The 24,358-nt window shown below is 45.1% G+C and carries 19 protein-coding genes and 1 pseudogene (1 of these 20 only partly in view); 8 read left to right on the top strand and 12 right to left on the bottom strand.

Annotation, left to right across the window (positions count from 1 at the left end):
- Positions 1–251: 251 nt before the first annotated feature.
- The 4 genes from ACWQXP_RS14775 to ACWQXP_RS14760 form a co-directional block, all read right to left on the bottom strand.
- On the bottom strand, positions 252–2,846 hold the full coding sequence (locus tag ACWQXP_RS14775; RefSeq protein WP_454063643.1) for a two-partner secretion domain-containing protein: 2,595 nt from the start codon (positions 2,844–2,846) through the stop codon (positions 252–254).
- A gap of 526 nt (positions 2,847–3,372) precedes the next feature.
- Positions 3,373–4,488, bottom strand: coding sequence for a hypothetical protein (locus ACWQXP_RS14770; RefSeq protein ID WP_454063642.1), 1,116 nt, complete (start codon positions 4,486–4,488; stop codon positions 3,373–3,375).
- Between the two features lie 1,814 nt (positions 4,489–6,302).
- The gene (locus ACWQXP_RS14765; protein ID WP_454063641.1) at positions 6,303–9,368 is read right to left on the bottom strand and encodes a two-partner secretion domain-containing protein; all 3,066 of its coding nucleotides are present in this window, start codon (positions 9,366–9,368) and stop codon (positions 6,303–6,305) included.
- A 189-nt stretch (positions 9,369–9,557) separates the two neighbouring features.
- A complete protein-coding gene (locus ACWQXP_RS14760) occupies positions 9,558–9,917 on the bottom strand; it encodes a hypothetical protein (protein WP_454063640.1) in 360 nt (119 codons plus the stop codon).
- Between the two features lie 1,061 nt (positions 9,918–10,978).
- On the opposite strand from ACWQXP_RS14760, the gene ACWQXP_RS14755 reads away from it, so the two are divergent.
- From ACWQXP_RS14755 to tnpA, 5 genes are all read left to right on the top strand, one after another.
- Positions 10,979–11,176 (top strand): hypothetical protein, encoded by a 198-nt coding sequence (locus ACWQXP_RS14755; RefSeq protein WP_454063639.1) that lies wholly within the window; start codon positions 10,979–10,981, stop codon positions 11,174–11,176.
- Positions 11,176–11,550: a type II toxin-antitoxin system VapC family toxin gene (locus ACWQXP_RS14750; protein ID WP_454063638.1), complete on the top strand. Its 375-nt coding sequence runs from the start codon at positions 11,176–11,178 to the stop codon at positions 11,548–11,550. Before ACWQXP_RS14755 ends, ACWQXP_RS14750 begins: the two co-directional genes overlap by 1 nt.
- A 141-nt stretch (positions 11,551–11,691) precedes the next feature.
- Positions 11,692–12,612 (top strand): P-loop NTPase, encoded by a 921-nt coding sequence (locus ACWQXP_RS14745; RefSeq protein ID WP_454063637.1) that lies wholly within the window; start codon positions 11,692–11,694, stop codon positions 12,610–12,612.
- A gap of 46 nt (positions 12,613–12,658) precedes the next feature.
- Positions 12,659–13,429: a PCP reductase family protein gene (locus ACWQXP_RS14740; RefSeq protein ID WP_454063636.1), complete on the top strand. Its 771-nt coding sequence runs from the start codon at positions 12,659–12,661 to the stop codon at positions 13,427–13,429.
- Positions 13,430–13,618: 189 nt separating this feature from the next.
- Positions 13,619–14,062 carry an IS200/IS605 family transposase gene (gene tnpA / locus ACWQXP_RS14735; RefSeq protein WP_454063635.1) on the top strand — a complete coding sequence of 148 codons (444 nt, stop codon included), beginning with the start codon at positions 13,619–13,621 and terminating at the stop codon, positions 14,060–14,062.
- A 275-nt stretch (positions 14,063–14,337) separates the two neighbouring features.
- Here the strand turns inward: tnpA and ACWQXP_RS14730 are convergent, their stop codons facing one another.
- The 7 genes from ACWQXP_RS14730 to ACWQXP_RS14700 all read right to left on the bottom strand — a co-directional run bounded on the left by ACWQXP_RS14730 (position 14,338) and on the right by ACWQXP_RS14700 (position 21,089).
- Positions 14,338–15,411 (bottom strand): hypothetical protein, encoded by a 1,074-nt coding sequence (locus tag ACWQXP_RS14730; protein WP_454063634.1) that lies wholly within the window; start codon positions 15,409–15,411, stop codon positions 14,338–14,340.
- 809 nt (positions 15,412–16,220) lie between these two features.
- Positions 16,221–16,526 (bottom strand): type II toxin-antitoxin system RelE/ParE family toxin, encoded by a 306-nt coding sequence (locus ACWQXP_RS14725; RefSeq protein ID WP_454063633.1) that lies wholly within the window; start codon positions 16,524–16,526, stop codon positions 16,221–16,223.
- Positions 16,516–16,743, bottom strand: a complete 228-nt coding sequence (locus ACWQXP_RS14720; RefSeq protein WP_454063632.1) for an addiction module protein — start codon at positions 16,741–16,743, stop codon at positions 16,516–16,518. Before ACWQXP_RS14720 ends, ACWQXP_RS14725 begins: the two co-directional genes overlap by 11 nt.
- 460 nt (positions 16,744–17,203) lie before the next feature.
- On the bottom strand, positions 17,204–18,232 hold the full coding sequence (locus ACWQXP_RS14715) for a hypothetical protein (RefSeq protein ID WP_454063631.1): 1,029 nt from the start codon (positions 18,230–18,232) through the stop codon (positions 17,204–17,206).
- A 252-nt stretch (positions 18,233–18,484) separates the two neighbouring features.
- Complete coding sequence (locus tag ACWQXP_RS14710) at positions 18,485–19,174, bottom strand: group II intron maturase-specific domain-containing protein (RefSeq protein WP_454063630.1); 690 nt, start codon at positions 19,172–19,174, stop codon at positions 18,485–18,487.
- 128 nt (positions 19,175–19,302) lie between these two features.
- Positions 19,303–19,941 carry a Maf family protein gene (locus ACWQXP_RS14705; RefSeq protein ID WP_454063629.1) on the bottom strand — a complete coding sequence of 213 codons (639 nt, stop codon included), beginning with the start codon at positions 19,939–19,941 and terminating at the stop codon, positions 19,303–19,305.
- Positions 19,938–21,089 (bottom strand): tRNA dihydrouridine synthase, encoded by a 1,152-nt coding sequence (locus ACWQXP_RS14700; RefSeq protein ID WP_454063628.1) that lies wholly within the window; start codon positions 21,087–21,089, stop codon positions 19,938–19,940. The genes ACWQXP_RS14705 and ACWQXP_RS14700 overlap by 4 nt, the downstream gene beginning before the upstream one ends.
- 235 nt (positions 21,090–21,324) lie before the next feature.
- Between ACWQXP_RS14700 and ACWQXP_RS14695 the strand changes: the two genes are divergently transcribed.
- The 3 genes from ACWQXP_RS14695 to ACWQXP_RS14685 all read left to right on the top strand — a co-directional run bounded on the left by ACWQXP_RS14695 (position 21,325) and on the right by ACWQXP_RS14685 (position 24,105).
- The gene (locus tag ACWQXP_RS14695) at positions 21,325–22,407 is read left to right on the top strand and encodes an LOG family protein (RefSeq protein WP_454063627.1); all 1,083 of its coding nucleotides are present in this window, start codon (positions 21,325–21,327) and stop codon (positions 22,405–22,407) included.
- 96 nt (positions 22,408–22,503) lie between these two features.
- Positions 22,504–23,379 carry a DHHA1 domain-containing protein gene (locus ACWQXP_RS14690; RefSeq protein WP_454063626.1) on the top strand — a complete coding sequence of 292 codons (876 nt, stop codon included), beginning with the start codon at positions 22,504–22,506 and terminating at the stop codon, positions 23,377–23,379.
- 24 nt (positions 23,380–23,403) lie between these two features.
- Positions 23,404–24,105: a rhomboid family intramembrane serine protease gene (locus ACWQXP_RS14685; protein WP_454063625.1), complete on the top strand. Its 702-nt coding sequence runs from the start codon at positions 23,404–23,406 to the stop codon at positions 24,103–24,105.
- A 187-nt stretch (positions 24,106–24,292) separates the two neighbouring features.
- Here the strand turns inward: ACWQXP_RS14685 and ACWQXP_RS14680 are convergent.
- A pseudogene (locus ACWQXP_RS14680) lies at positions 24,293–24,358 on the bottom strand (IS1595 family transposase) (it continues 584 nt past the right edge of the window).

The raw sequence follows: 24,358 nt of genomic DNA, 5'->3' as shown, positions 1-24,358 counted from the left end.
CTGTGCCAACTCTTTTGTATTTCTGGTGTCTAGGAGTGATGAAGCAATTACAATACCTCTGAAGGGCGAGGCCCATTTCGTCTATTAAACACAGGTTGATTATGCACCAGCTAAGCACGTGCTTAAAGAAAAAACAATCGTGTTGCGTACCCATTCAGATACTCAAATTGCATTTTTGGATACTCCAATAAAGGGAAGTTGGTTTGAAAGGATGGTTGAAGATAACCGCAGGCTGCGTTGAACGGATTGGATTAGGAGCGGGAGGCGGGAACGGCTGAGCAACCTTGAGCAAGATCTGCCGTGTGAGTGGTATCGAAAAATCTCCACTCAGTTTCTACTTTTCTGTCGTCAAAGCCCAACCGTGAGACCACGGAGGTGGTACCTTCAGGACCTGCGGTCGAAAACGTCAACGGACTTGGTAAGAAATTTGTTGCGCCTGGTGGTGTGCCGTCACGACCGCCTTGTAGAAAACTACTAAACATGCCACCTTTCTGAGCTGCACATCGTGCAGCAAATAATCCAGAGACCCTTAAGATTTCCTCAGGCAACGGGGCAATGGTCTCACCAAGGTTTTGGATGGGTGCTCGGATATCAATTGTGCCACTACCTCCGAACCGGGAAGACGTATCAATCGTGCTAAACGGATCAATCAAGATGGCTGCGTCAGCAACAAACGTCACATCTCCCCCATCCCCCAAATTAGCACTGGTATCGATTCTACTACCTTGAACCACGATAAATTGTGGATCGAAGTTAATTCGACCAGCTGAGCCTGACCCTTCTGGCACTTCGCTGATAATGTCACTATTCATCACTTGAATGAGATTCTCAGCTTCGATATTGATATCACCAGCTACTGCATTTTGAGCTCTGGTTGTGACAGTGCTGTTTTCGATGAGAATAGTATCTTGCCCACGAAGCGTTATGGTGCCGGCGTCACCAGCATCATTGGTTAGAGAAAAACTTTCAGCGGTGACAGAAGCCTCATTGGTCAAGGTGAGATTTGTGGCAGAGACATTGATATTTCCACCGTCACCTGTTCCGTCTGCGGTGGCAAGAATCTGTCCCTTGTTGACCAGTTCAAGATTCCCATCGAGGTTGATCGTAATATCTCCAGCCCGCTCAGGACCGAGTGAAGAACTTCTAATCACGCCGTTATCACTTATTTGAAGATTGTCTGCATTAACAATCACGTTGCCACCTAGTTCTGCAACTGATCGGGTTCGGATTCCCGTGAAAAATGGTGTCACGAGTGGATTCGCAGCATTTTCGATGCCAGTAATCACAATATCTTTGCCTCTTATTGTCGTATCTCCTGCTGCTCCGCAACCACTGCCTACGCAGTCAACGCCTACAAGAGATCCGATAAAAGAGCCTGAAAGTATTTTTAGGTTGCCCGTTAACTGGATATTTGCACTTCCTGCGTTCCCTGGACCATCGGTACCAGTCTGAATAATAGCTGTATTTGTTAGTCGAAGATTACGGGCTTCAACGTTGATATTTCCTCCGTCTCCGCTTCCGAAGGTGGCAGCTGTAATTCCACCAGTACTCAGGAAGATGTCGCCTCCATGCACAATAATATCGACATTTCCACTGTTTCCGGATCCAACGGTTGATGAGGTAATAGAACCATCCCCATCAATAAGCAGACTATTTGAGGTCACACGGATGTCTCCCAGTTCTACTGCTGTGTCAGGAAGAGCCAGACCTAGGATCCCACTATTATCACTGTTAAATAAAATGGCGTCTGCATGCACATCAATGTCTCCAGCATTCCCTGTCCCGCCGAATGCGAAGGTACGAATGCCTGAGAAGATAAGTAGGTCAAGGTCAAGGGTTGGATCAAAAAAGCCTCCACGTACTTCTAGGACACCGCCAACGTCCAAAATGATGTTCGCTCCATCATTTGAACCGTCCAGGACATCACTCTGGATGACAGACAAATTATCCAAAAGCACATTTTGATCGGTGCGGATATTAATTTCCCCAGCAGAGGGACTCGAGGAAACTGATCCCACTTCCACCGTATCGGAGGAGATTTTCGCCGCATCCATCATGAGACTCCCACTACGAATGACTATAGTGCCTCCACCTTCTCCATCGGTGTTGACCCATGTGTCGGCGGAAAGTTTGATCTCGCCAAGCTGTTCAGCATTTACTTGAACTGTAGGTCCGTCATTGAGTGTAATTTCACCTTGAGATATAAGGCTTGCCAACGAAATTTGTCCAGTTGGGGCAATAACGGTGCCCCCCGTGATCTCAATATTTCCACCTACTAACGAAATGTTTTTTTCTGATGAGACTTCCAGTGTACTTTGATCAACTGAAATATTCCCGGGATTCCCTCCTAAGAATCCAAATGCATCGGGAGAGGCAGTTGTTAAGACGCTTTGATTGCCTAGGTCGGCGAAAAAAAATCCATCTGTACCTAATCGTACGAAATCTGCTGTGCTCACATGAAATGACCCTGTGACATTCATAAAGGCCGTTGGGCCAAACATCACACCGGCTGGGTTGATCAAGAACAGATTGGCTTCACCAAAATCTGTGGTCTGAATCGTACCAAAAATTTTAGAAGGGTCCCCACCAGTCACCCGACTCAATATATTTGCGGTCGGAAGGCCAGAATCATTTAAAAAATTTCCTATATCCCCGACTCCAACACTCAATTGGCCGAGGCTGTGGAACAAATTAAGACCATCATCGGGCCTGATCCCACCGGTGATGTTATAAGTGTCTCCGTTTCTTGTCACCAAGGTGCCAAGCGTGTCATCAGTAGTGATGGCTGTCGTTACTTGGCCCTCGGCTCCAGAAACCACAAGGCTCAACAAGGCCAATGATAACAAAGTTACTCGACACATATTTTAGGAGTGGTGAATACCGCTCTCTTATAAATTTCACACTAAGGGAATTGGTTGATACTATGACTTTGAATCACACCGAATCTATAAATTTAATTACTAATTATGGCCCTATAATTTTGTACGTACCGTCATCCAAAGTCTCAACTTGAACATTACTGGCTACCGCAACAGTTCCACTAACTTGTGAAGGTGGAACGTGAATTGATTTAGATGTTTCGATGCTTTTAACTATATACAAAGTTATATTCTTGTTTATTTTCTGTATGTGGGTGACGATAGATCCGATCTTATATCCTGGGCAAACCCTAAGCCACTTTCGGCAAGCAGTGTCTGGGTCATCGACATTATTGCCGCTGGCAACAGTTTCCCCTCCAGTTTTGATGTCAATCGAAATAAATGGGGATTTACAACCAACTAGTAACGCTGAAAAAAGCAAAAATACCATTAGAATCCTAAGCACAGTCATTATATTACCTCCTTGTATGTATGAAAGCTAGGATGGTTAAATCTATTGCCATTTACATTTTTCGCTAATCTCGTGACGTCCTTGTTCGTCGTAACAATCCAGTCCCACTTTAGAAATTCTCTCATGAGCATGGACCACTTCAGATAGCCAAGCTTGAAACGAAGCATCACTTTCACCTTGTGACGCTAGGTCGTTCAAAGTTTCGCTAATTTTGCTGTCCCTGTCTGTACCAAAAACTGGCTTTTCAACGTACTCCTCGTATAAGTTAGCGATGTAGTCCACTATGTTGTCTTTCCAAAATTCCACCCGGCGTGGTCCACCGGCAAAGGCCAACGCAATGACTGCAGATCTTCTGAAATCATCAAGGGTTGCCACATTAAATTTTTTCTGATTGGAATTTTGTTCTGTCTGATTCTTTAGAATTTTGAGCAGCTCGTTCTTTTCCTCTTCAAGTTTCTCTTTTAGGGTCTTGAACTTCTTTTGGAGAATATTTATTGGAATAGACTTCCTTTTATCTGATTTTTTTATATATTCTTCTTCAGATTTGAGACATCCTACTGTTTTTTCACACACAAATATTGTAAGCGCCTCGAGAATATGATCTTTCTTCACATCCCCACTGCTATTAATCCATATTCCTAATGCTTTAACAGCATCCGGCTTATTTTTGGGATCATCTGTTTCACCTTCTTTCAAGAAACCCGCTATTGCCGCTAGTGCATCTTCGCTACCGATGGCTCCCAGGGTAGTCACAGCATTTGAACAAACAGGGCCGTCATATGCCGTTCTCCCGCACTTCTCTTGTTGTAGCAGAGTAGACAGTAACTGAACGTTGTTGGGGTCTTCGGCATAAGCTCGCATCTCATCAAGAGGAGGGCCATGAAAAAAAGTTTGCCTGACAAATTGATCAATAGGAATCGGTTTGATCGCGGCTTGAGCACCTCCTTCAGCATTTGTGTATCCAGAGGAAATTTGAATATCAATAAAAGGTTGGCCACAGCTGGCTAGCAAGACAGACAGCAGCAAGAAAGGTACAAAGACTCTGTATGTAATCATATTAACTTTCTGACTACTAAAAAATACTTTAGGTTTACAGAATTTTTGAAAGTACTTTTCCTCCAACATAGATTTTTTTGCTTCATTATCTGCCCTCTTCATGAAATTACTAACGTCGCAAGTTCTTTCGGAGTCTCATGCAGTCGCATTTGGTGAGCTGAGTATTTTGCCTTGTAATGCGACTTTTCATGACTGCCGGCCTTGGATCACTGTTTCGAAGATCTGGTATACCCTGCATATGTCCAGCCTCATGTAGCCACAATACATGCTCATCTCTTGGGCAATGTCCTTTCCTGCAATCGGATACTACGATCATGGAGTGACCGCCTCTCTTTGTGCATCCGTAGAATCCACCCCAAACGGGCTGTCCACACCAATCGATCCGATTGACGATCTTGATTCCTGGTGGATGTAGTCTTAACACGTCGTCAAAATCATTCTTAGTGCAAATGTTTCCTTCTTTTACGCATTCACTGACTCTAACATCAGATGGGATTTCGAGTTTAGGAACAATTTCATCTGAAGTCGATTCGGGAGATAATTTTAAAGTGACCCTGCACCTAAAATCATTGCCTTCCCCCTCTTGGGCTATTTTGGTTGCTTGTTCTAAAAGTTCCTTTGCATATTTGACCTTAAATCTATTGTCAGTCTGGGTACTGTTAGAACTAGCAGAAGATTCGGAGTTCCCCCTTAAACTAGTTACTCTAAGAACATGTTGAGCCTCGGATTGCTGGTTAAAGGGCACTACATTGCAATTAGTAACTGCTTGCGTTTGAATTTTGATCCGGGCACATCCAGAAATGCTGGTCATTGCTAAACATAAAATTAATAGTAGGGATAGAGCTAAACGATTAGGCTTCATTGGGTACTCCCTCTATTACTCTCATCGCACAGAAAAACAACATAAATTTTAGAAGGCGCACATATAGTATCTCTGCTAACTCAATAAAAATTCAAATCTCGCTCGCTATTTTTTCTCTTTTGTTTCATTATCTAGTGAGTGTTAACCCCTTACCGATAATATTCATGGCCAAAGTATTGTAAGTATGAAAATTCGCTTACTCGGGAACTTTGATATAGCAGGGTTTCCAGGGAATCAAAGAACACTCACGGACTATCGGCCCTAAAATGGTGCTTTCAGTATTTTTGATTGTGACCTCTGCCTGGACGCACCCTTCTACACCCATCCCGATCAGGAGTAGAAACGAGAGTAGGTGGTTGAACTTCTTAAATTTCATAGCATTGTTTCTTCTTTTAAAGGGGACCCTCTCGCCTCAGTAAGTCCTGCCATCTTCGCAAGGCAGTGCCATCTTTCTGTGTGAGGCATTCACTTGAAATTATCAATTTGATATTTCTCATTAAGCAAAGATGTACCTCAAGTCATTCAACATGTTTAGGCCAGACTACTTAAGATCTCTTGTAAGTAGTAGGGTTCTATAGGATCAACAGCAATTGTAATGCCTTAGTGTCTACATCCTTGGACTATTAGCGATTTATCTATTCGACAGTGTTCTTGAACTTTATTGTCATCAAACGAACTAATTCGAATGTATCTATTTAGATACGTTTTGTATCCATTTAGATAACTTTGTTATTGATGGCTGGACTTCCTTCCTCTTCAGGAATAATTTCCGCAACGAAAAAAGCGCAATACCATGAACTTCCCTTCCTATGAGAAAGAGTCCCGTAATTGTGCATTGCGGTGGCATCCGTACCTCTTTTAATGCTCAGGCGTTTTCAAGGTTACTCGTGAGGGAAACAGAAACTATAGGGTTCACAACATAAGCTGTCAATTCTGGATAAAAGCCAGGATCACAATAGGGAGTTTGAATAATCACATAGAGATCTTAAAAGAACTGTTGCTGAGTATGGGATTTCGAACGATGGTGTTTCTAGAAAGACTTGAAGAGTTTTCTTTAGGAAGGACGTGCTGGAACTGCTGAGCAACCTTGAGGAGTAGTTTGAGTTCGAACGGTAGCAGAGAATTTCCACACAGATTCTTGTTGTCTGTCGTTGAAACCGAACCGCAAGGCTGTGGTTGATGGATTTTCAGAAACTGGAGTTAAAAACGTCAACGGACTGAATAAATATCCGGAAAAACCAGGAGGCACGCCGCCAAATCCACTGGGTACAAAACTACTAAACTTCCCATCTTTCTGCGCAGCACAGCGTGCCGCAAACAACGCCGAGATTTTTATCAGGGCCTCTGGAAGCGGTGCAATAGACTCACTGAGATTTTGAATGGGCGCCCTAATATCCACAGTTCCACTCCCACCAAATCGAGATGACGTATCAATCGTACTAAAGGGATCAATCAGAATAGCCGAATCTGCGATAAAGATAACGTCCCCGCCATCACCGAAATCGGCACTTGTGTCGATTCTACTTCCTTGAACCACAATAAACTGCGGATCAATGTTAATCCGACCTGCTGATCCTGCTCCTTCTGGCACTTCACTGATGATTTCACTATTGATTATTTGGATAAAATTTTCAGCTTCGAAATTGATATTACCAGCCACAGCATTTTGAGCTTTAGTTGTCACAGAACTATTGTCGACAAGAATGCTATTATTACCTTTAAGAACAAGATTGCCTGCATTCCCATTTCCTAAGCTGTCAGTTGCTACTACGGCTCCATCTTCGATTTTTAGATCTTTCATGGCTTCTAGAGAAATGCTACCGCCCATACCACTTCCACCTAAATTTGCACTCGCAATCGCTGTTCTAAATGAAACGTCTATCCCATTGGGTCCTATCGTGGGCACCGGATTGATCCCACTGATAAGAATATCTTTCCCTTTAATGGCAATTTTTCCAGCATTTCCACTGTTGGATGTATTGGCAAAGATCTGTCCTCCATTTGTCGCGACTAAGTTTTCGGTTAAATTGATTGTAATATCTCCAGCCTTTCCAATTCCTTCTGTCGCGCTGCTGATAAGGCCTTTGTCTTTTATCTCTATGCTCTCACCACCGATGGTAATATCCCCTCCTTTCCCTTTAGTGCTAGTCGTAGTGCTAAATCCAGTCGCCTCGGCATTTTGTGTTGGATTTCTAGCCTCACTAATTCCGGTAATAACAATGTTCTTAGCATTGACGGTCAGGTTTCCTGCATTGCCTGCTCCTTTTGCTCGGGTTTGGATGGAGGAGCCAGAATTGAGTTTCAGATTATTTGAAACAGTTAATGTGATACTTCCTGCATCTCCGGAGCCGGAGGTCGCCGCTTGAACGCTAGACTGATTCGTTAGTTCGAGGTTCTGAGCTGATAAGTTGACGAGCCCGCCTCTTCCATTTCCACTAGTGTTTGCCCCTATAAACCCGTTCGATAAAGAAACATCTCCACCTCGAGTGTCTATATTAATGTTTCCTGAATTCCCATTCTCGTCTATGAAAGTTGAACTAAAAATTGCAGCATGAAGAATATTCAATTGATCGGCTTTAACCTGTATATCTCCAGCATTGCCCGTGAAGAAAGACTGGCTACCAATACTGGTCTCAACTCGGTCAGCAGTTTGACGGCCTGACAGCAGAAGGCTTTGTGTCTCCACATCAATGTTTCCCGAATGACCCGAGCCAAAATCTGTAAAGGCGAATACAGAACCGCCAGCTCGCACTTCCAAGTTTTCCCTGGCCTTCAAGGTAATATTTCCACCATTTGCTGATGATGTTCCATCTGTGCCGGCTTGTACAGAGCCAAAATCTCTTATCACCAAAGACTGAGCTGCTACATTGATATCTCCACTATCGCCTCCTGTGCTGTTTTCTTTGACGCTGGACTCGATGAAAGATTCATTGGCAATTTCCACATGGTTTGCTATTACCCGTACGCCGCCAGATCCAACATTTTTAGAGACATGCGGCAACACATTTGTTTCTATGGCCGACTCATTATCGAGATGTACGTTGCCGGTAACTTGTATATCAATCCCTAATACAGGTTCACCATTAAGGAAACCATTGGCAGGGCCTGTAGTATTTGCAAGTATAGAAGATCGATCGACTGTAAGTTGTCCACCTCGAATGATGATCGTCCCTCCTCCGTCTCCACTCGTATTGATGCGGGCTCCACGGGAGAGAGTAATGCCGCCGAGTCGTCTAGGATCTTGAATGATCTCACCTTGTGAATTAAAGATCTGAAAATTCTGCCTATCCATATGAACTAGGACGTTTTTCTCAACGCTTTCTTGAAGCGCTGCTATACTTACAACGGTGACGCGCCCACCAGGTGCCTGGAGAGTTCCCCCAGTAATCGTCACTCCTTCCTGAACTATTTCCTCAGCCACACTCTCTGCGCCAATTAAGGATAGAGTTTTACCTGGGTCGACTTTGAGGTCCCCAGTGACTCGGATATCAGCACGAGTGTTTGGTGTCTCGTTTGTAAACCCAAAAGTTGTAGGGTTACCAAGGAATCCAAAGTCCTCAATAGAAGAGACTTGCAGGATGCTATTGCTCTGGGCGTCTAGAGCCGGATTGGCATAGAATGTTGTCCCATCTTCAAAGATTAGTTGATTGGCAGTGGTGATGTGGAAAGAACCACGGACATTGAGTGACGAATTTTGACCAAACACAACACCTGCAGGGTTCATTAGAAACACATTGGCGCCTTGGATGGTTGATGCAAGCTCTCCATCAATAGAGGAGAGTTCACCTCCTGTCACGCGGCTGAGAATATTGGCAATTCCAGGTTCCCCTGAAAAAGTCGCTTTATAATCAGTGGGAAGATTAAATCGACCAAAACTATGGAGTAGATTCAACCCATGTGTGACTCCCATTTCCTGAGTAATCTCCACGTTGGCTTCCGTAAATGTTTGAAAGCCATTTCCACCGAATTTTTCTAAAGATCCATCAATAGTAATGTGGGGCGTGGGCGTTTGAGCATGAGCGCTTGGGTGGAGCAGTGAAGATAACAGCTGACCGGTGGATATCAGAATACAAAAAAGAAGAGTAAACTCAAAACGTAATTGGTGCTTATAAAAGATCATGCAATCTCCTTCTGGTAAGCGCACCGGCTGACGAACCCAGTCAGCCGGTGCGCGAAAGGAGAAAAACGTTATGAAGGCTCCAAGAAATAGACTGTTAGAGATCGAGTAGCATGCAAGTTACCTGAAACTCTCAACCTTTCTGGTTTTAATTACAATTCTACCTTCTTAGGAAAGAAGAAGGTCGTTTTCTCATAACAAACGCTCAATACAAAGTGCAGCTGAGTCGTGTGCATATGTAGTCACTGTGACCATATGACCCCGTTTCGGATCCCCTATCAGCACTGTGAATTCCGTATATTGTATCGTCACGGACTGGTTGCCGCATATGTGTAATTCCAAGAGTTGATTCTTCTTGGTCTTAGTTGTCTCAACTGGATCAGGGTCTCCAACTGACCTATTTCCCCCGTCATCTATAATGCTAAGCAATTTTCCTGTTATGAACCGGAACCCGATGCCAACTAGCCAAGCTTCTTGAGGCATCACATAATTATAGCTTGGGCCAAAGTCGTCTTCTACCTGACCAGTACTCTTCTTCTTTTTTTTAGGCATAGAAATTTCTCCTTACGGCGTAAGTCATTATGGTTGCATTTAAGCATGGAGACCCGTTCATCATAGGGAACAGTTTCCCATACCTAACCAAGTAATAAACTTTTTGGCCTTTTGTGTTTACTTTAAGAAGCCTTCTTGATTATTGGGGAACGCAATTGTTGTACCCTGACAAAGGTATTTTCACAAAAGCCAAGAGGGTTCTGTTTTTAAGATTTTCAAGAAAAGTTCTGGCATAGATAAAGAATTTCTTTGTATCTTCTTAGATACAACTCGTATCCTTTTAGGTAACTCAAATCCTTTTTCTATATCCTCCTCTTTCACTCATTCAAGAAAAAACGCAATTCCCTGGACTTCCCTTTCCACAAAATAGTGTCTTTACGATTACGCTTTCAGCCTCGGGCAATGGCCTTGAACTATGAAAGGCTTTTATTGAATGACAGGTGGGATGGAACGGTAAGAGTCGGGCGTAGGCTCACAAACTGTGGAAAAGTGATCTTGATGTCCTTTTGATAATTTCCCAAAATGCTGTGGCAGCGTTAATCGTTGATTTGTTGTATAGCGTTTTGGGATCAACGGCTATTCTGTCGATCAAGATATTTTCGACCGCACTTAATAAGTCAGGTGTGTCTCAATTTTGTGATTGACGACGCCTTGTACGAGAAAAATGAATCGATTTTCGGAGGTTACCCATGGTGCGAGTGAAGACCGTAAGGCTGAATTCATTCCGCCGCGGAGCGGCTTATAGCCGTTTCAATAACTTTTGATGTTTGTGGCATATTCCCTGGATGTGGTTGTCAGTAGAAGTCAACGGGAAATTATTTAGATTAGCTATAATCTTTTTGAGCTGACGGCTCTTTTTTCTCTGGTCCTGTTGTAAGTCATAGGGTTTTGCAGGTTCATCTAGAATTCAGGTTGATGTTAAAATACTTTCCGGCTCGGAGTGCCTCAAAATTCAATGTGACTGGTAGGTCAATGTTGTGATACCATAGTCTAGTATGGTGGAAGATATGGTATATGAGGTCATAACGCCAGCGCATGATCTTAATCCAGGAGTATATCTTGTGAAGACGAAAAAACTTACCCTTGAAGTGCCCCAAGAATTGTTGGAACGAGCGACTGAGGCCACAGGCACGGGAATTACTCCTACCATTCGAAAGGGATTAGAATTGGTAGCTGCCAGCGGGGCCTATTCCAAGCTTCGCTCACTTAAAGGAAAAGTGAAGTTCAGCATTCGTCTCTCTGACTTGCGAGAAGACTAATGCTGTGTATTGACACAAGCTCCCTGATCGCCTTTTTGGAGGGAGAAGATGGAAACGATGTGGAGTTAATTGATCAGGCATTGGGTGACCAGGTTGCAGTGTTTTCCCCAGTTACGGTGACAGAGCTATTGAGTGAACCTGAGTTATCCGCAGCGAACCGCAACACAATCTTGGGTATTCCGATTTTACCAATACTTGATGGCTTCTGGGGGCGAGCGGGTATATTGCGAGCGAAAGTGTTGAAGCGTGGAAGAAAAGCGAAGCTTGCAGACACCTTGATTGCTCAATCGTGTTTAGATCACCAAGCCACTTTAGTGGCTCGTGATCAAGATTTCCAAATCTTCAAAACGCTTGCGGGGCTGAAATTGTTGTAGCTGGGTAACCGGGACCAATGTGGTCTACTAATGTCTTGACGTCATGTCATGGGTTTGACGCTCCAAAAAATGCTGTGCTATCGTCCTTTGTTGATCTCTTAATGTTCACAATATTTAACTGATATTTCAGGGGTTTTCCTTATGGCATCCGAACAAAACCTTAGGGCGATTTTGGATAAACTCGACTATACCGACGATGCTCGGGTGGTTGAGCAGATTGCGGCGCAAACGCAGGTTGTGAAGGCTCGATTAAAGGGGATTCGCAATAAAGTGGTGGTCATGAGTGGCAAAGGCGGCGTCGGGAAGAGTATGACGACCGTCAATTTGGCCCTGGCGTTGGCTCGTTCTGGTCAGCGTGTTGGTCTCGTAGATGTAGACTTAAACGGGCCGTGCGTTCCGCAAATGTTAGGTATTCGAGGGGCAGCACTCACCTATGGGCCTGAAGGGGCGTTTCCTCCTGTTGGTCCCCTTGGGATCAAAGTCGCGTCGATGGACTTTTTGATTAATACCAATGCGCCTGTTCGCTGGAAGGGGCCGATGGATTTAAGTCCGGTTTGGTTGGGAATGACGGAAATGAATGTCATTCGCGAGTTTCTCTCCGACATTGTGTGGGGAGAGCTCGACTATTTGTTAGCCGACCTTCCCCCGGGAGCTGCCGCCGATAAGCCTCCCCTATTATCTGGGTTGATTTCCGATCTTGCTGGTGCTGTGGTGGTGACTACCCCATCGGAAGTGGCTTCTAATGTTGTTCAAAAGTCCATTGCGTATGCACAGGAAGTCGGTATTGAAGTCCTTGGTGTGATTGAGAATATGAGCGAATATCGCTGTCCGTCCTGTGGAGAAGAAAACCCACTATTTGAAGGTGATACAGAGACGATGTGTGACGCCTTGGGTCTTCCTCTATTAGGACGCATTCCATTTGATCGTACCTTTGCAAAGACATTTGATAAAGGTAATCCGCTTCTCGATGAGTCCTACCCGACGATTCAAAAGTTTCAGGAGATTGCGAAGAAGGTCCAGACTCTTTTAGACTATAAAAAGGTGTTGTCTGAAAAATCATAATTGATTCCCTGCGATACGTTTGGTGGGGTGATGTGAGAGGAAACTTATGAAATTTGTCTGCTTAAATTGTGAAACGTATATGGGGTTTGAGAAAGTTGAGCAGCCAGCCGAAGGCTCGCTTGGAGTCTTTTTCAAATGTCCTTCATGTGATGCCAAGTTCTCAATGGTGACGAATCCAGGTGAGACCCAAATGGTGAGTTCACTCGGTGTTCAACTTGGAGGCAGAACGGTGGCTCCGACTCCTTTGGAAATGACACGCGGTGGATTAAAGGATGAAGCGGGTGCCGGTGCTGGTCAAATGGCTGCCTATCTCAATGAGAAGATTCAAGCAGGCGAATCCCCTGCTCCTACAGCTGCAGCTCCGGCTGCGATGTCCGGAGCTCCTGGAGAAGCTGGAGAAACGACAGAAGGCGGGTGTCCCTTTTCTGCGATGGTCGCTCAAATGGGTCTTGGCTCCTCAGGTACGGCGGGAACGTCAACTCCAGCCGGTCCACCACTGACCTGGACGGCTGATGCGCAAGAGCGGTTGGATAAGCTTCCGTCGTTTGTGGCGCCAATGGTCCGCAGTAGCGTGGAAACCTATGCGCGAAAAAATGGATTTGAGAAAATCACGTTACAGGTCATGGACGATTCCAAGAATGCAACGGATGGTATGGAATGGTCGCCAGAAGCGAAAGCGCGCCTCAATAATATTCCTGACTTTATTCAGCCAATGGCAAAGAAGGAAATTGAACGGTTAGCGAAGGAGCAAGGTGCGACATCTATCTCGGCAGAACTCATGGAAGCCGCAAAAGAGAAGTTTATGAAATTCATGTAACACTGAATTACAATTTCACTTCCGAAAAGGCGGCTCTTAAAAAAGGAGCCGCCTTTTTTCATTTCCTTAACATAATTAGCCATTAGACAAAATATAGGCCAAATTTCTCTCGAAAATTTTTTCCATTTCGTCGGTTAGTTTAATCACTTGAGGGTATATTCCCCGCCGCTTGCGGCGTAAACTACTCGGGTGAGGGAGTACATTCATAAGAGCCATAATGTTACGGTTTTGTTGTACCACCTGGTTTTTCCTGCCAAATATCGCCGTGCGATATTTGATTCAGCCGTCGATAGTGTGTTGAAGGAGGTTTGCCTCGAGCTCGAGCCGCGGTATCAGTTGAAATTTCTGGAGATTGGTACGGATAAGAACCATGTCCATTTTCTGGTCCAATCGGTTCCCGGGTATAGTGTGACGAAGGTGGTGACCATCATAAAGCGTTTGACCGCCCGAGAGATCTTCCGGCGCGCCCCTCAGGTCAAAGAGCAATTATGGGGTGGTGAGCTATGGACCGACGGGTATTACGCAAGCACAGTGGGTAAACATGGCAATGAAAATATGATAGGGAAATATGTCAAGCAACAAGGGGATGCCTACCAAAAGCTATACGCAAATCACCAGTTAGTCCTCTTCTAATACCCCGTCCGCTTGCGGCGGGGATTATTTATTCAAAAAATATTTGAGGTGTAATATACATGTTGATACTAGGCTATTTTCGTACCGTTTCACACGATAATTTAGACTGACACAGAAAAATCCAGCAGGTATCTCGTTTTTTGAACAAAACTTTGAGTTCTTTGAGTATTGCTTGCTTGTGACGATTGAATATTTAAAAATCACCATATTCGAAAATTCAGCAAAAACTTTATTCTCCTTTCCAACATATCCTGAGATGAAAAGGCCTAGCCGACTCAACGAGCTTCTGATAGCTCTGGATTTTTTTCGTTTTCATTTATCAAGCTTAAGTCCTCAGCCAAAGCTGTTGCCACAGTCTGATAGGCTAAACTTGTAGGATGCCATTCAACTGGAGGTGCTATAACGTATTTTGGATCTGATGCGTTCAATAGCCCTGTATAGTCAAAATAGTTTATCTTATTTTCGGCCATCAATTGCTTTAGTTGCTCACTATATTTTGATCCTGGCCAAATGAGGACATAAAACCTTGAATTAGGAAATTGCTTGTGAAATAAAGACTGAGACTGTTTGATTATCCGACACAAAAGTACGATGTGTTGACGGTTAATTTGCAATGGAAAGTCGATCCTCAGTGCACGCAAGATCCTGCTCTCGTGCAAAAGTAAATACAAATTAGTCAGAAACCAACGACCCGTAACGAAATTTCCTTGACGTTTAAGTTCTCCGCCCGAACTCAGATAGTAGTAAGGTTTATGTTTTCCCCATGTTGCAACGAGTCTCATTGAGCCAATTGTTCTTCTGATGTGATCATCCATATACACATAGACCAATACGCCTTTTCGTTCTGACACTTCTCGAGGCAGCTTCTCACTCTCAAGTTTCGCAAGCATTTCAGCGGCCCCTAGTCCATGGAATCCATAGTTATATGGCCGCAATTTTTTTACAGCCACTCCAGTATAGTAAGGTAATGTTTGGTTATCCTTTACTCCTTCGCCGTAGGTAAATGATCCCCCAAAAAACATAATAAACTTGTCCAATTTCGTGGATGCTGCGAATGGAGTCACACGCCGTGAGTGCTCATCAATTGTGTATGTCACGTCATAAATGAATTGTTGTCGGTCTTCCCAAAATAGACTACTCCGGATACTCCCTATGCCTGACGGACGAGCTGAACCTGTAGCGTCGCGAGAATGGTATCCGTTTGGTTCTGAACGAATGAGTCCTCGATCATCATATGGACCTAGTATTTGCCAGAGAATCATTTCTATGAAGATACTGAAGCTGATACAAAGACATATTCCTCCGATAAATGCAGTGGTGTTTGGGAATCGACTAAAAAGATCTTTCATGCTGCTCACTCTTTCATGTAGAGGTGGGCAGAGCAGGTAGTATGTTAGACTTTTAAGCGATGTGTTCTAAGGGGTCATACCCATTCGAAGTAGTCGTTGGCAGATCCCTTTACAAATTTTACGTGTACTAGCTTCTCGATATTGTTATGGAGAAATATTGTATTCATTTGAGTTAATAGATCAACCTTACAAAAACATTGGAAGTATCGCATGGTACCCAATTGTCTAAAAACCGTGTTTATCAAGATTAATTGTTTCTCATGTCTATAGGTCGAGATCGAGCGTTGATATTGGCGAAAGTATTGAAAGTTCACCCGGCTGTGATTCTTTTCCCAGACTTTGATATCGCGCATGTGGCTAAGGTGAAGGGGAAAAGGAAATATTGGAGTTCATTTTACCAATCATATTGCAGTTGCTGACTTGTACGTGGTTTGGCTCCGGCATCAAAACGAACTATTCGGCGAGGACTGTCTGAGCCTCGGCCATGATTTGTCCTACGGTATCAACCCCTCCTGATATGCATTCTCTTACAGGTATGAGACATGCCGATCATCTACCGAGTTGTCGGGTGCCCGAGCGAGTTCCGCGGTCACATGCTTTGATGCTGAAGGGAAGTTTATCTGGAAGATCGCACACACGCGGAGATGGTTTTGGATCCTTTGTCCATAACCAAAGGACCTCGTTGCGAGGGGACGAAACCTCGATAACATATGCTCAATCATGACCACGATAGTCTTCGTTTTGTACCCGTATATTGAAAGAATTATAGGCCGTTAGCCGAGGTATGTGTATGAGGAGCTAGAGAAATATTAGGGTGGATCGAGGCGATGTCGCATCCACTGTGGATTTCCTCCACCGTACACGACGGCTAAGATCACTACCGCATTGTGCTGTACGAGATAGAATATTTTGTAGGGAAAACGTTTGATGAGATGTTGACGAATTCCTCGGTATAGTTCGGCAAAGACTAAGGGCGTCCGCTCTAAAAACCGAAAACCGGCATCGACCTGCAAGAGAAAATCATGTCCCAATCCGTTCCGCTGCTTCTCGTACCAGCTAAAGGCTTCAAAGAGATCCTGCTCTGCTTCCGGACGAACCAGCAGCTCATAGGTCATGTTGGCGAGTTATTCGCTGATAGACCTTGTCCCACGGAGAGCCGGAAGCGGGATTCTGATGATAAGCCTCTAATCTTTCCTCCAAAAGTGTCTTTTCGGCTTCAGTGAGTTCTACGACATCAGCTTGGTTGGCAATCGTATCCCAAATATCCTCAACCAATTGGATGCGTTCAGGAATGGATAGGCGAAGGGTGTCGGCTGCTGTTAGTTTATTCATCGTCTTTTCCTATCATGAGTTGATCATAAACTATGTATTTAGTATAGGCTAAGCTTGTTTGGAAGACAATTTCTTTAGAATAATCTGTCGTATTGCACTAATTAGAAGGATGAAACATATAAACTGGATTGTCGAGTTAGAAGGGACGATAGGTTTTCGGTCATCTTGATTGGATAAGAAGTGGCGGGTGATTTACCGTAATGCAAAAGAGCAACTCGAAGTGTTCGTGGTTGAAGTCATGCCTCACACCTATTAAGTCAGGAGAATAAATATGACTCTGAATAAAAAAGGATTTGTGCGAGCCAGAGTGAATCGCAAGATTACACCTGGTGAGATGCTACGGACATTAAGGGAATTACAGGAATTGACACAAAAAGACCCGTAGGCAATGAGAGGTAAGGTTTGAAAATTATTAAGTCTCCAATACCCTCGACAAAGAATCTGACTCCAAATCCAACAACTAAGGTTCACTTAGAACTCCAAGGCGAGAATTCATTGTTGATAACAATTTCTCCATACTTTTGCGTTGTTTCCGATCAAGGAACAAATCTTCATCTTGTTTCACATCATAGCTTCCATCGCTAACTTTCCCTAATAACCTCTGAAGCAATTCTCGTATGCAATCTTCGGAGAGAGAAATATATCGATAAAGAATTCTCAAGTCCCTGGGTTTGTAAATTGCAACTCTTGGATGAGCAACATCAACCCAGCTTCTAAGAATTAAAATCGGCAAAAAATCACCTTCAATTTCTTGGTTGTTATAGTCAAGCTTAAGTAGTTCTCGTTTAACGTCTTCTCGTGAATTCTCAGAAGTTGCAAACAGAATCTCTAGGCATTTCGCATAATTAAGTATGGACTCTGACATGAATTCCCAAGGCGAATCTCCACGCACGTTAAGTCTGACCGCCACATGAAAATATGATAGTGCCGCAGCAAGTCTGCGATTTTGTATGCCATTGAAAAGCCTAAGCTTCTCAAAAGCAAAATCGACATATTTCTCCAACTTGTCAGCGGTTACAGTTCTCATGTTGATTTGCCACTCTTCTGGTCTGTGTTCCCATTTAAATTTAGTTTTGCCTAATTGCCCTTGCACATGAAGGACTATGGGAGGATCTGAAAATTCGAGGTTCAAAAGGGGTGGTAGAACCCATTTAAGCGCTGCAAGAGTTCCTTCGAGCTCACCCACATCAGAACAGTTAAAAACATAACGTAAGTTATCCCCCATCAATTCTAGTTTCGATGTCGGCGAGGTAATTGTCACATCCAAGGATTCTAGCGAGGGTCTTGATTGTCCAACCCATCGACCCGTATTGGAATCAATCCATACTTTTGTTTCGCGTGCACGAACTAGAGTGCGGCTAAATTTATCCTCTGTGCCAAATGCACTTCCAGGGCCAAGCTTCAATTCAATGTTACACCTATTTGGAAATGTAAGATTACCAGATCCTTCAATTTTTAAAATTCTAGTTTGTACTTGATAAGTGAGCATAAACCAAAGCCCTTGTTAAGTTGGTGATAAAATAGACTGCGAGATTTCATTAGGAAAATCATATGGATAAACTAAGAGCCTATCAAATTTTCTGCAGATTTCTGAAAGCCTCAAGGGAGAAGTTTGGATTTATGAGCATTGAGGAATAGTAAGGTTCGGAATCTAATGAAATATCGAGTAGGTAGGTGACATTGCTGTCACCCCCCTCTCAGAACCGGACAGACGAGTTTCCCCGTATCCGGCTCAAGCCTTTCAAAGACTGGTTTTCAGTCCGGCCACGACCGACCTACGTCCTGTAACGTATCGAGACCATTCCGGATCGTAGGGATTGGCATCAGCTTTTACCTTCACGTGCCGCCGGATTGGCGTCTCTGACGCGGAGGTCAGTTTCACCCATTCCGATGTTTCGTGTTGGTCAGTAGCATGCCGACAGGCGAATACCCAGGACCGCGAGCCGAACGTCTGGAAATACCGGTTGGCTACCCAACGCCGTCCCTTCTTCGGGTGTCGCCGCACGGCCCATCGCCACAAGGCTTTCCAGAGCACACGGTCGAAGGTGGAGAAGACCCGCTTTGAGACCACATGCCGATAATAGTTGGCCCATCCTCGAATAAGCGGGTTGAGCCAACGGATCAGATCGTGTTGAGTCACGGCTGGACTCCCTCGAATGATGTGTCGCACATGACAGTGTATCCTACCTTGCGCGTTCTTTGACGGCTTAATCAGGAGTTTGCCGTCGTATGTGCGAACATTGAATCCAAGGAAGTCAAATCCCTCTGAGATATGCACGATGCGTGTTTTCTCAGGAGCCAGCACAAGGCCGCGTTCGGCAAGAAACCCAGCGACCTCTTCCTTGACCTGCTCCAGTGTGGCTTTCGTCCCACCGGTGATCACAAAATCATCGGCATATCGGATCAGCTTGACCTTGGGATACGGCGCCATTCCCCTGGGTCGAGGAAAGCGACGGGCCAGTCTGCCCTCGAAGAGGCCGAACCCAGGCGAATAGGGTTTTGGGTCCTTTGGCCGTAACCAAAGGACCTCGTCTGCAGGGGCGAAACCCTGCTAACGGTTCAACTAAACTCCTTCCAATTCGCATACGGTTTTGATCGGTAAATCCCTTCAACTATATTGGGTGGGACAACTCCCCGTTCTTCAAGTAATTTTGCTGTTCTCCACAGCGGCAGTCCAACAATAGTCGGATAATCTCCTTCAATTTTTTCTATGAGTTTTGCCCCTTCGCCTTGAATCGAATAAGCTCCGGCTTTCCCGAGGCTTTCTTTTGTGTCGAGGTAATGCTCCAATTCGTCATTGTTAAAGTCTTTGATCCAGACGTGTGCGGTTTCGATAAAGTGTACAGAATAGTTTGTTGATTGTTGAATGACGGCCACACCGGTATGGACTTGATGTACGCGTTCTCGTAGCTGGCAGAGCATGTTTTCAGCATCTTGTAGATTGTCTGGCTTGCCGAGCAGTGTATTTTCGATTTCAATGACCGTATCACTTCCGATAACTAAGTGTTCTGGATATTGAGTTGAAACAGACTGAGCTTTATCTAGAGCGAATTGTTTGGCTTGTTCGCTTGGCGAATGTGTGGAAGATGGGATTTCCTCACACGTTGGGGCTACGATCGTAAATGCAATTCCGAGTAATGTCAGTAATTCGCGACGACGAGGCGATGTCGAGGCCAGGATCAGCTGAGCGGGTGTCATTCGACAGGTGAGGCGTTGGTGAGTGTTCTTGCTGGAATCGAGGGCGTGGGGTTTGCCAGATGTGTCGATTGGTAATCCCGTAAAACCTGAGCGACATCTTGCATGCTGCTGGTCCTCACCATGCTGGCTCGCATGGCGGCGGCATGTGGGAATCCCGAGCAATACCAGCCTAAATGTTTACGCATACGTGGGAATCCCTCTTTGGGATTTCGTGTTTCATAGTAGGCCGCATGATCTAAAATCATTTGGAATCGTGCGGGTAGATCAATGATGTCCTGCGTGACGTCAAGCGGGGCTTCCGAGTTCATCGCAAGGCGAAGGTCTTGGATTCTGCGAAAGATCCATGGATTGCCGAGTGCGGCTCGACCGATCAAGATCCCATCAACTCCATATGTTTTTATCGCGGTCAAGGCTTCTTCTAATGATCGAATATCCCCGTTGCCCAGTACGAGAATTCCCTTACCACGAAGGCGTTGCGCGGCGAGTCCGATGGCTTCCCAATCGGCCTGCCCTCGGTACATTTGCTGTAATGTTCTTCCATGAATCGAGATGGCTTCAGGTTTTCCCTGAGTCAAGCATTCGCTCCATTCCTCTATGACGACCTCATCGTAGCCTAAGCGAGTTTTGACCGAGAGGGGAATGGGGCTTCGGTAAGATTGCGGAGAAGGGTGCCAGTTATTTTCAATGTTCATCTCGTGAACTTTTTCAACGATCATTGGACGCACGCCGGCTTCCCGAAGTGATTGACCGCTGGCCCAATCATTGATGCCTTGATGAGCAGCTTCCATAATTTTTACTGCCCGCTCAGGCGTCCTGATTAGCGCAGCTCCGCTTCCTGATGATGCCACGTTTTTCGATGGGCAGCCCATGTTAATGTCCAATCCATCAAACCCCATTTCACAGACAATGTGTGCCGCTTGATAAAACAGAACAGGGTCCTTCCCATATAACTGCGCGAGAATGGGACGTTCTTCTTGTGAATACTGAAAGGCGCCCCACCCGCCTTTACGGCTATGGCAAATTTCGCCAACGCTTGTAAATTCCGTAAACACAATGTCTGGATGCCCATGAGTGGCCACAATATGTCGAAATGTGGCGTCGGTCACGCCGTCCATGGGCGAGAGGCCAATAATAGGGCATGGGAGCATTCGCCAGAAATTTGTCACAGGTTTACGTCACGTATCGTCATGTGTATTTGTTAATAACGTCTTGAGTTACTGGCTATTTTTACCGAAAAGATAGAGGCTTATGTGTGAGGCCATTTGATGGCATAACACGTGCTTCAAGTAAGAGTGTTATGTACAAAAATGTCTATCTTTATGTCATTCGGCTCTGAGACAGGGTACCATAGTAATTATGAAACAAGAGAGAGAAATATATCAAATGAACCGTCGTAACCTATCCTTGGTGAACTCAAGCTCTGCTCAAGATGAAGATCTTCTTGATAAAATTGAAAAATTACTATCAGAACCCACAGATGATCCAAAAGTGACGCTTTTGCGGGATATGATGAAAACAGTCTTAAGGCTCCATGATCCGGAAGTCGATGTCCTTGATGTCAAAATTCTCAATCGAGCGCTAAAAGAATTGCGGTATGGGTTTACCGTCTTTCATCCGTATCAACATGTCCGCAAGGTCAGTATCTATGGTTCCGCACGAACGCCCCAGGATGATCCAAACTTTCAGCTTGCGTACCGTTTTGGACGTCTGCTGAGCGAGCAGGGATTTATGGTGATTACCGGTGCTGGTCCCGGGATCATGTGGGCGGGTCACGAGGGAGCCGGGCGAGATAATAGTTTTGGTGTCAACATTATGTTGCCGTTTGAGCAGGCTCCCAATTCCCTTATTGCTGAAGATAAAAAATTGGTTAATTTGAAATATTTTTTCACAAGAAAACTCTTGTTCGTCAAGGAATCCCACGCCACGGTGTTGTTTCCAGGCGGGTTCGGCACGCTGGATGAGGGGTTTGAGGTCCTGACGTTGATTCAGACAGGAAAGACCGATCCCGTCCCAGTCGTCTGTCTTGAAACGCCTGACTGTGATTATTGGGAGCGATGGATGGAGTTTGTCAGAGGACAATTGTTGCCTCGAGGTCTCATTAGTGAGACGGACCTGACCCTCTTTAAAGTGTTTCATCACGAAGCTGAGGCGGTGGAAGAAATTGAACAGTTTTACCGGAACTACCATTCCATTCGTTATGTCGGTGATAAGCTTGTCATTCGTCTTCAGCACCCTCTTGAGCCAAAAGAACTCCATCAATTGAATGGTGAGTTTCGTGATATGCTGATGGAGGGAGAGTTTAGCCAGACCACAGCCCTTCCAGAGGAATATGAGGATGCACATGTTCGAGAGCTTCCCCGACTGGTTTTTCACTATAACCGCAGGGATGCCGGCCGACTTCGACAATTGATTGATCAGGTCAATGTCTGTCAATCGGCCATGAGTTCCTCTTTTCTTCCTTCCTAACATTCTCTATATTTCTTTTTAAAGTTAGAGCCACGTATTGGATTTTCTTGTGTCGGATATCCGTGGTATGTTGCTACATGTAAGGAGACGGAGAATATGAAAAATTTTGATCAAGTGAGCAATGCCCATGCTCCTGATGTCGTGCTCTATCATGCGGAATGTACTGATGGATTTGGAGCCGCGTTGGCCGTGTGGAAGCGATTTCCTGAAGCAGCATTTTTGCCGGTGAAGCATGGGGATCCACCGCCAGAGAATCTCGTTGATCGCCATGTTCTTATGGTTGATTTTAGTTATGGTCGTGATGTGATCGAAGCCATGCAAGAGAAGGCGGCGAGTTTATTTATTTTAGATCATCATGTGACGGCGCAGGCGGCATTGGCTGATTTGCCGTATGTGCATTTTGATTTGGAAAAGAGTGGGGCTGTCCTATCGTGGGAATGGATTCACGGAGAGCCTGTTCCATGGATGATGCAGTACATTCAAGATAAGGATCTCTGGCAATGGCGTTTGCCGAATAGTCGTGAAATCAATGCAGCTCTCTCGTCTTATCCCTTTGAATTTTCAGTTTGGGATCAGCTTCGTCAAGACGTCTTGGAGGTTGAAGGGCGAGGGATTCTTCGTCATGAAAATGGCTTGATCGATAAGATGATTGTCGAGGCGGCCATGGTGAATTTTGAAGGCGAAACGGTTCCAGCAGTCTACAGCGCTGTGCTCACAAGCCAAATTGGGGAACGTTTGTCGAAAGACCATCCCTTTGGCATCATTTGGCATCAGCGAAACGGTCGGCGATATTTTAGTCTGCGTTCTCGATCTGGAGGAATTTCGGTAGCGGACATTGCCGCACGGTATGGTGGAGGGGGGCATACGCATGCCGCGGGTTTTTCAATCGCTCTCGATGCAGACACGCCCGATATCCTGGACCCTATTCTTAAGCTGGAGCTGTGCAGCATCTCAGCCGATCAGTCTCGCTAATGATGCCTTGTTGTTGGATGTTTCATGATTCCCCTTAAGGACGACAACCCCACTGCGATCACCCCGTACTTGACGGTTTCCTTCATTGTTGCCTGTGTATTGGTGTTCCTCTATCAGTTTTCCCTTCCTGTGGAATATGGTGAAGTCTTTGTCTATCAGTATGGGGCAATTCCTGCTGTCGTCTTTGGCCACACGCAATTACCGTTTGAACTTGTTTCGCTTCCGCCTTACGGGACATTACTCTCAAGTATGTTTCTCCATGGGGGGTGGATGCATCTAATAGGCAACATGCTCTATTTGTGGATTTTTGGCGATAATATTGAAGACGTGATGGGTCATGGAAAGTTTATTGTCTTTTATCTGAGTTGTGGAATATTAGCTGCGTTAAGTCATGCGATGGTCGATCCAGAATCGGTCGTTCCCATGGTTGGTGCCAGTGGGGCCATCTCTGGAGTGTTAGGCGCATATTTGTTGCTGTTTCCGCGTGCGCATGTCCTGGTGTTAGTGCCCCTTGGATTCTTTACGCAAATGATGCATGTCCCCGCTGCGATAGTGCTTGGACTATGGTTTGTTTTGCAGATCGTGAGCGGAGGGATGAGCATCGGTCATGAAGGCGGTGGCGTGGCATTTTTCGCGCATGTCGGTGGCTTTGTTGCGGGTATGGTGTTGATTGGCGTATTTAAGCATCCTCACGTGCGTTTCTTTAATCCTCCGACTCATCGTTGATTTTCATGGTGTCCTTAGCTGTACTCCCATCCCTTTCCTCTTCCTCACGTTAAGAATTGATGATTTCGTCCATGGTGAGCCATGGCAGGACTTGTTGGTTGAATGAATAGGTGTATTAGTTTCCGCCTATGTGGGAACTGGGTGTTGACCGAGAGCAATGATTTTATTTGGGGCTGTCGTAGATGAATCACAACCCGCACCATTTTTTCAGGACGATAAATTGGTGATGATGCGATCCATAATTACACCGAAA

The sequence above is a fragment of the Candidatus Nitrospira salsa genome, assembly GCF_965152625.1.
The sequence above is the reverse complement of the archived record's forward strand: the minus strand, read 5'-3'. Positions and strand labels throughout refer to the sequence as shown.

Coding starts and splice junctions, on each gene's coding strand:
- ACWQXP_RS14770 (WP_454063642.1), bottom strand. CDS start 4,488: ATGAAGAGGGCAGATAATGAAGCAAAAAAATCTATGTTGGAGGAAAAG.
- ACWQXP_RS14765 (WP_454063641.1), bottom strand. CDS start 9,368: ATGATCTTTTATAAGCACCAATTACGTTTTGAGTTTACTCTTCTTTTT.
- ACWQXP_RS14760 (WP_454063640.1), bottom strand. CDS start 9,917: ATGCCTAAAAAAAAGAAGAAGAGTACTGGTCAGGTAGAAGACGACTTT.
- ACWQXP_RS14750 (WP_454063638.1), top strand. CDS start 11,176: ATGCTGTGTATTGACACAAGCTCCCTGATCGCCTTTTTGGAGGGAGAA.
- ACWQXP_RS14745 (WP_454063637.1), top strand. CDS start 11,692: ATGGCATCCGAACAAAACCTTAGGGCGATTTTGGATAAACTCGACTAT.
- ACWQXP_RS14740 (WP_454063636.1), top strand. CDS start 12,659: ATGAAATTTGTCTGCTTAAATTGTGAAACGTATATGGGGTTTGAGAAA.
- ACWQXP_RS14730 (WP_454063634.1), bottom strand. CDS start 15,411: ATGAAAGATCTTTTTAGTCGATTCCCAAACACCACTGCATTTATCGGA.
- ACWQXP_RS14725 (WP_454063633.1), bottom strand. CDS start 16,526: ATGACCTATGAGCTGCTGGTTCGTCCGGAAGCAGAGCAGGATCTCTTT.
- ACWQXP_RS14720 (WP_454063632.1), bottom strand. CDS start 16,743: ATGAATAAACTAACAGCAGCCGACACCCTTCGCCTATCCATTCCTGAA.
- ACWQXP_RS14715 (WP_454063631.1), bottom strand. CDS start 18,232: ATGCTCACTTATCAAGTACAAACTAGAATTTTAAAAATTGAAGGATCT.
- ACWQXP_RS14710 (WP_454063630.1), bottom strand. CDS start 19,174: ATGGCGCCGTATCCCAAGGTCAAGCTGATCCGATATGCCGATGATTTT.
- ACWQXP_RS14705 (WP_454063629.1), bottom strand. CDS start 19,941: ATGACACCCGCTCAGCTGATCCTGGCCTCGACATCGCCTCGTCGTCGC.
- ACWQXP_RS14700 (WP_454063628.1), bottom strand. CDS start 21,089: ATGCTCCCATGCCCTATTATTGGCCTCTCGCCCATGGACGGCGTGACC.
- ACWQXP_RS14695 (WP_454063627.1), top strand. CDS start 21,325: ATGAACCGTCGTAACCTATCCTTGGTGAACTCAAGCTCTGCTCAAGAT.
- ACWQXP_RS14690 (WP_454063626.1), top strand. CDS start 22,504: ATGAAAAATTTTGATCAAGTGAGCAATGCCCATGCTCCTGATGTCGTG.
- ACWQXP_RS14685 (WP_454063625.1), top strand. CDS start 23,404: ATGATTCCCCTTAAGGACGACAACCCCACTGCGATCACCCCGTACTTG.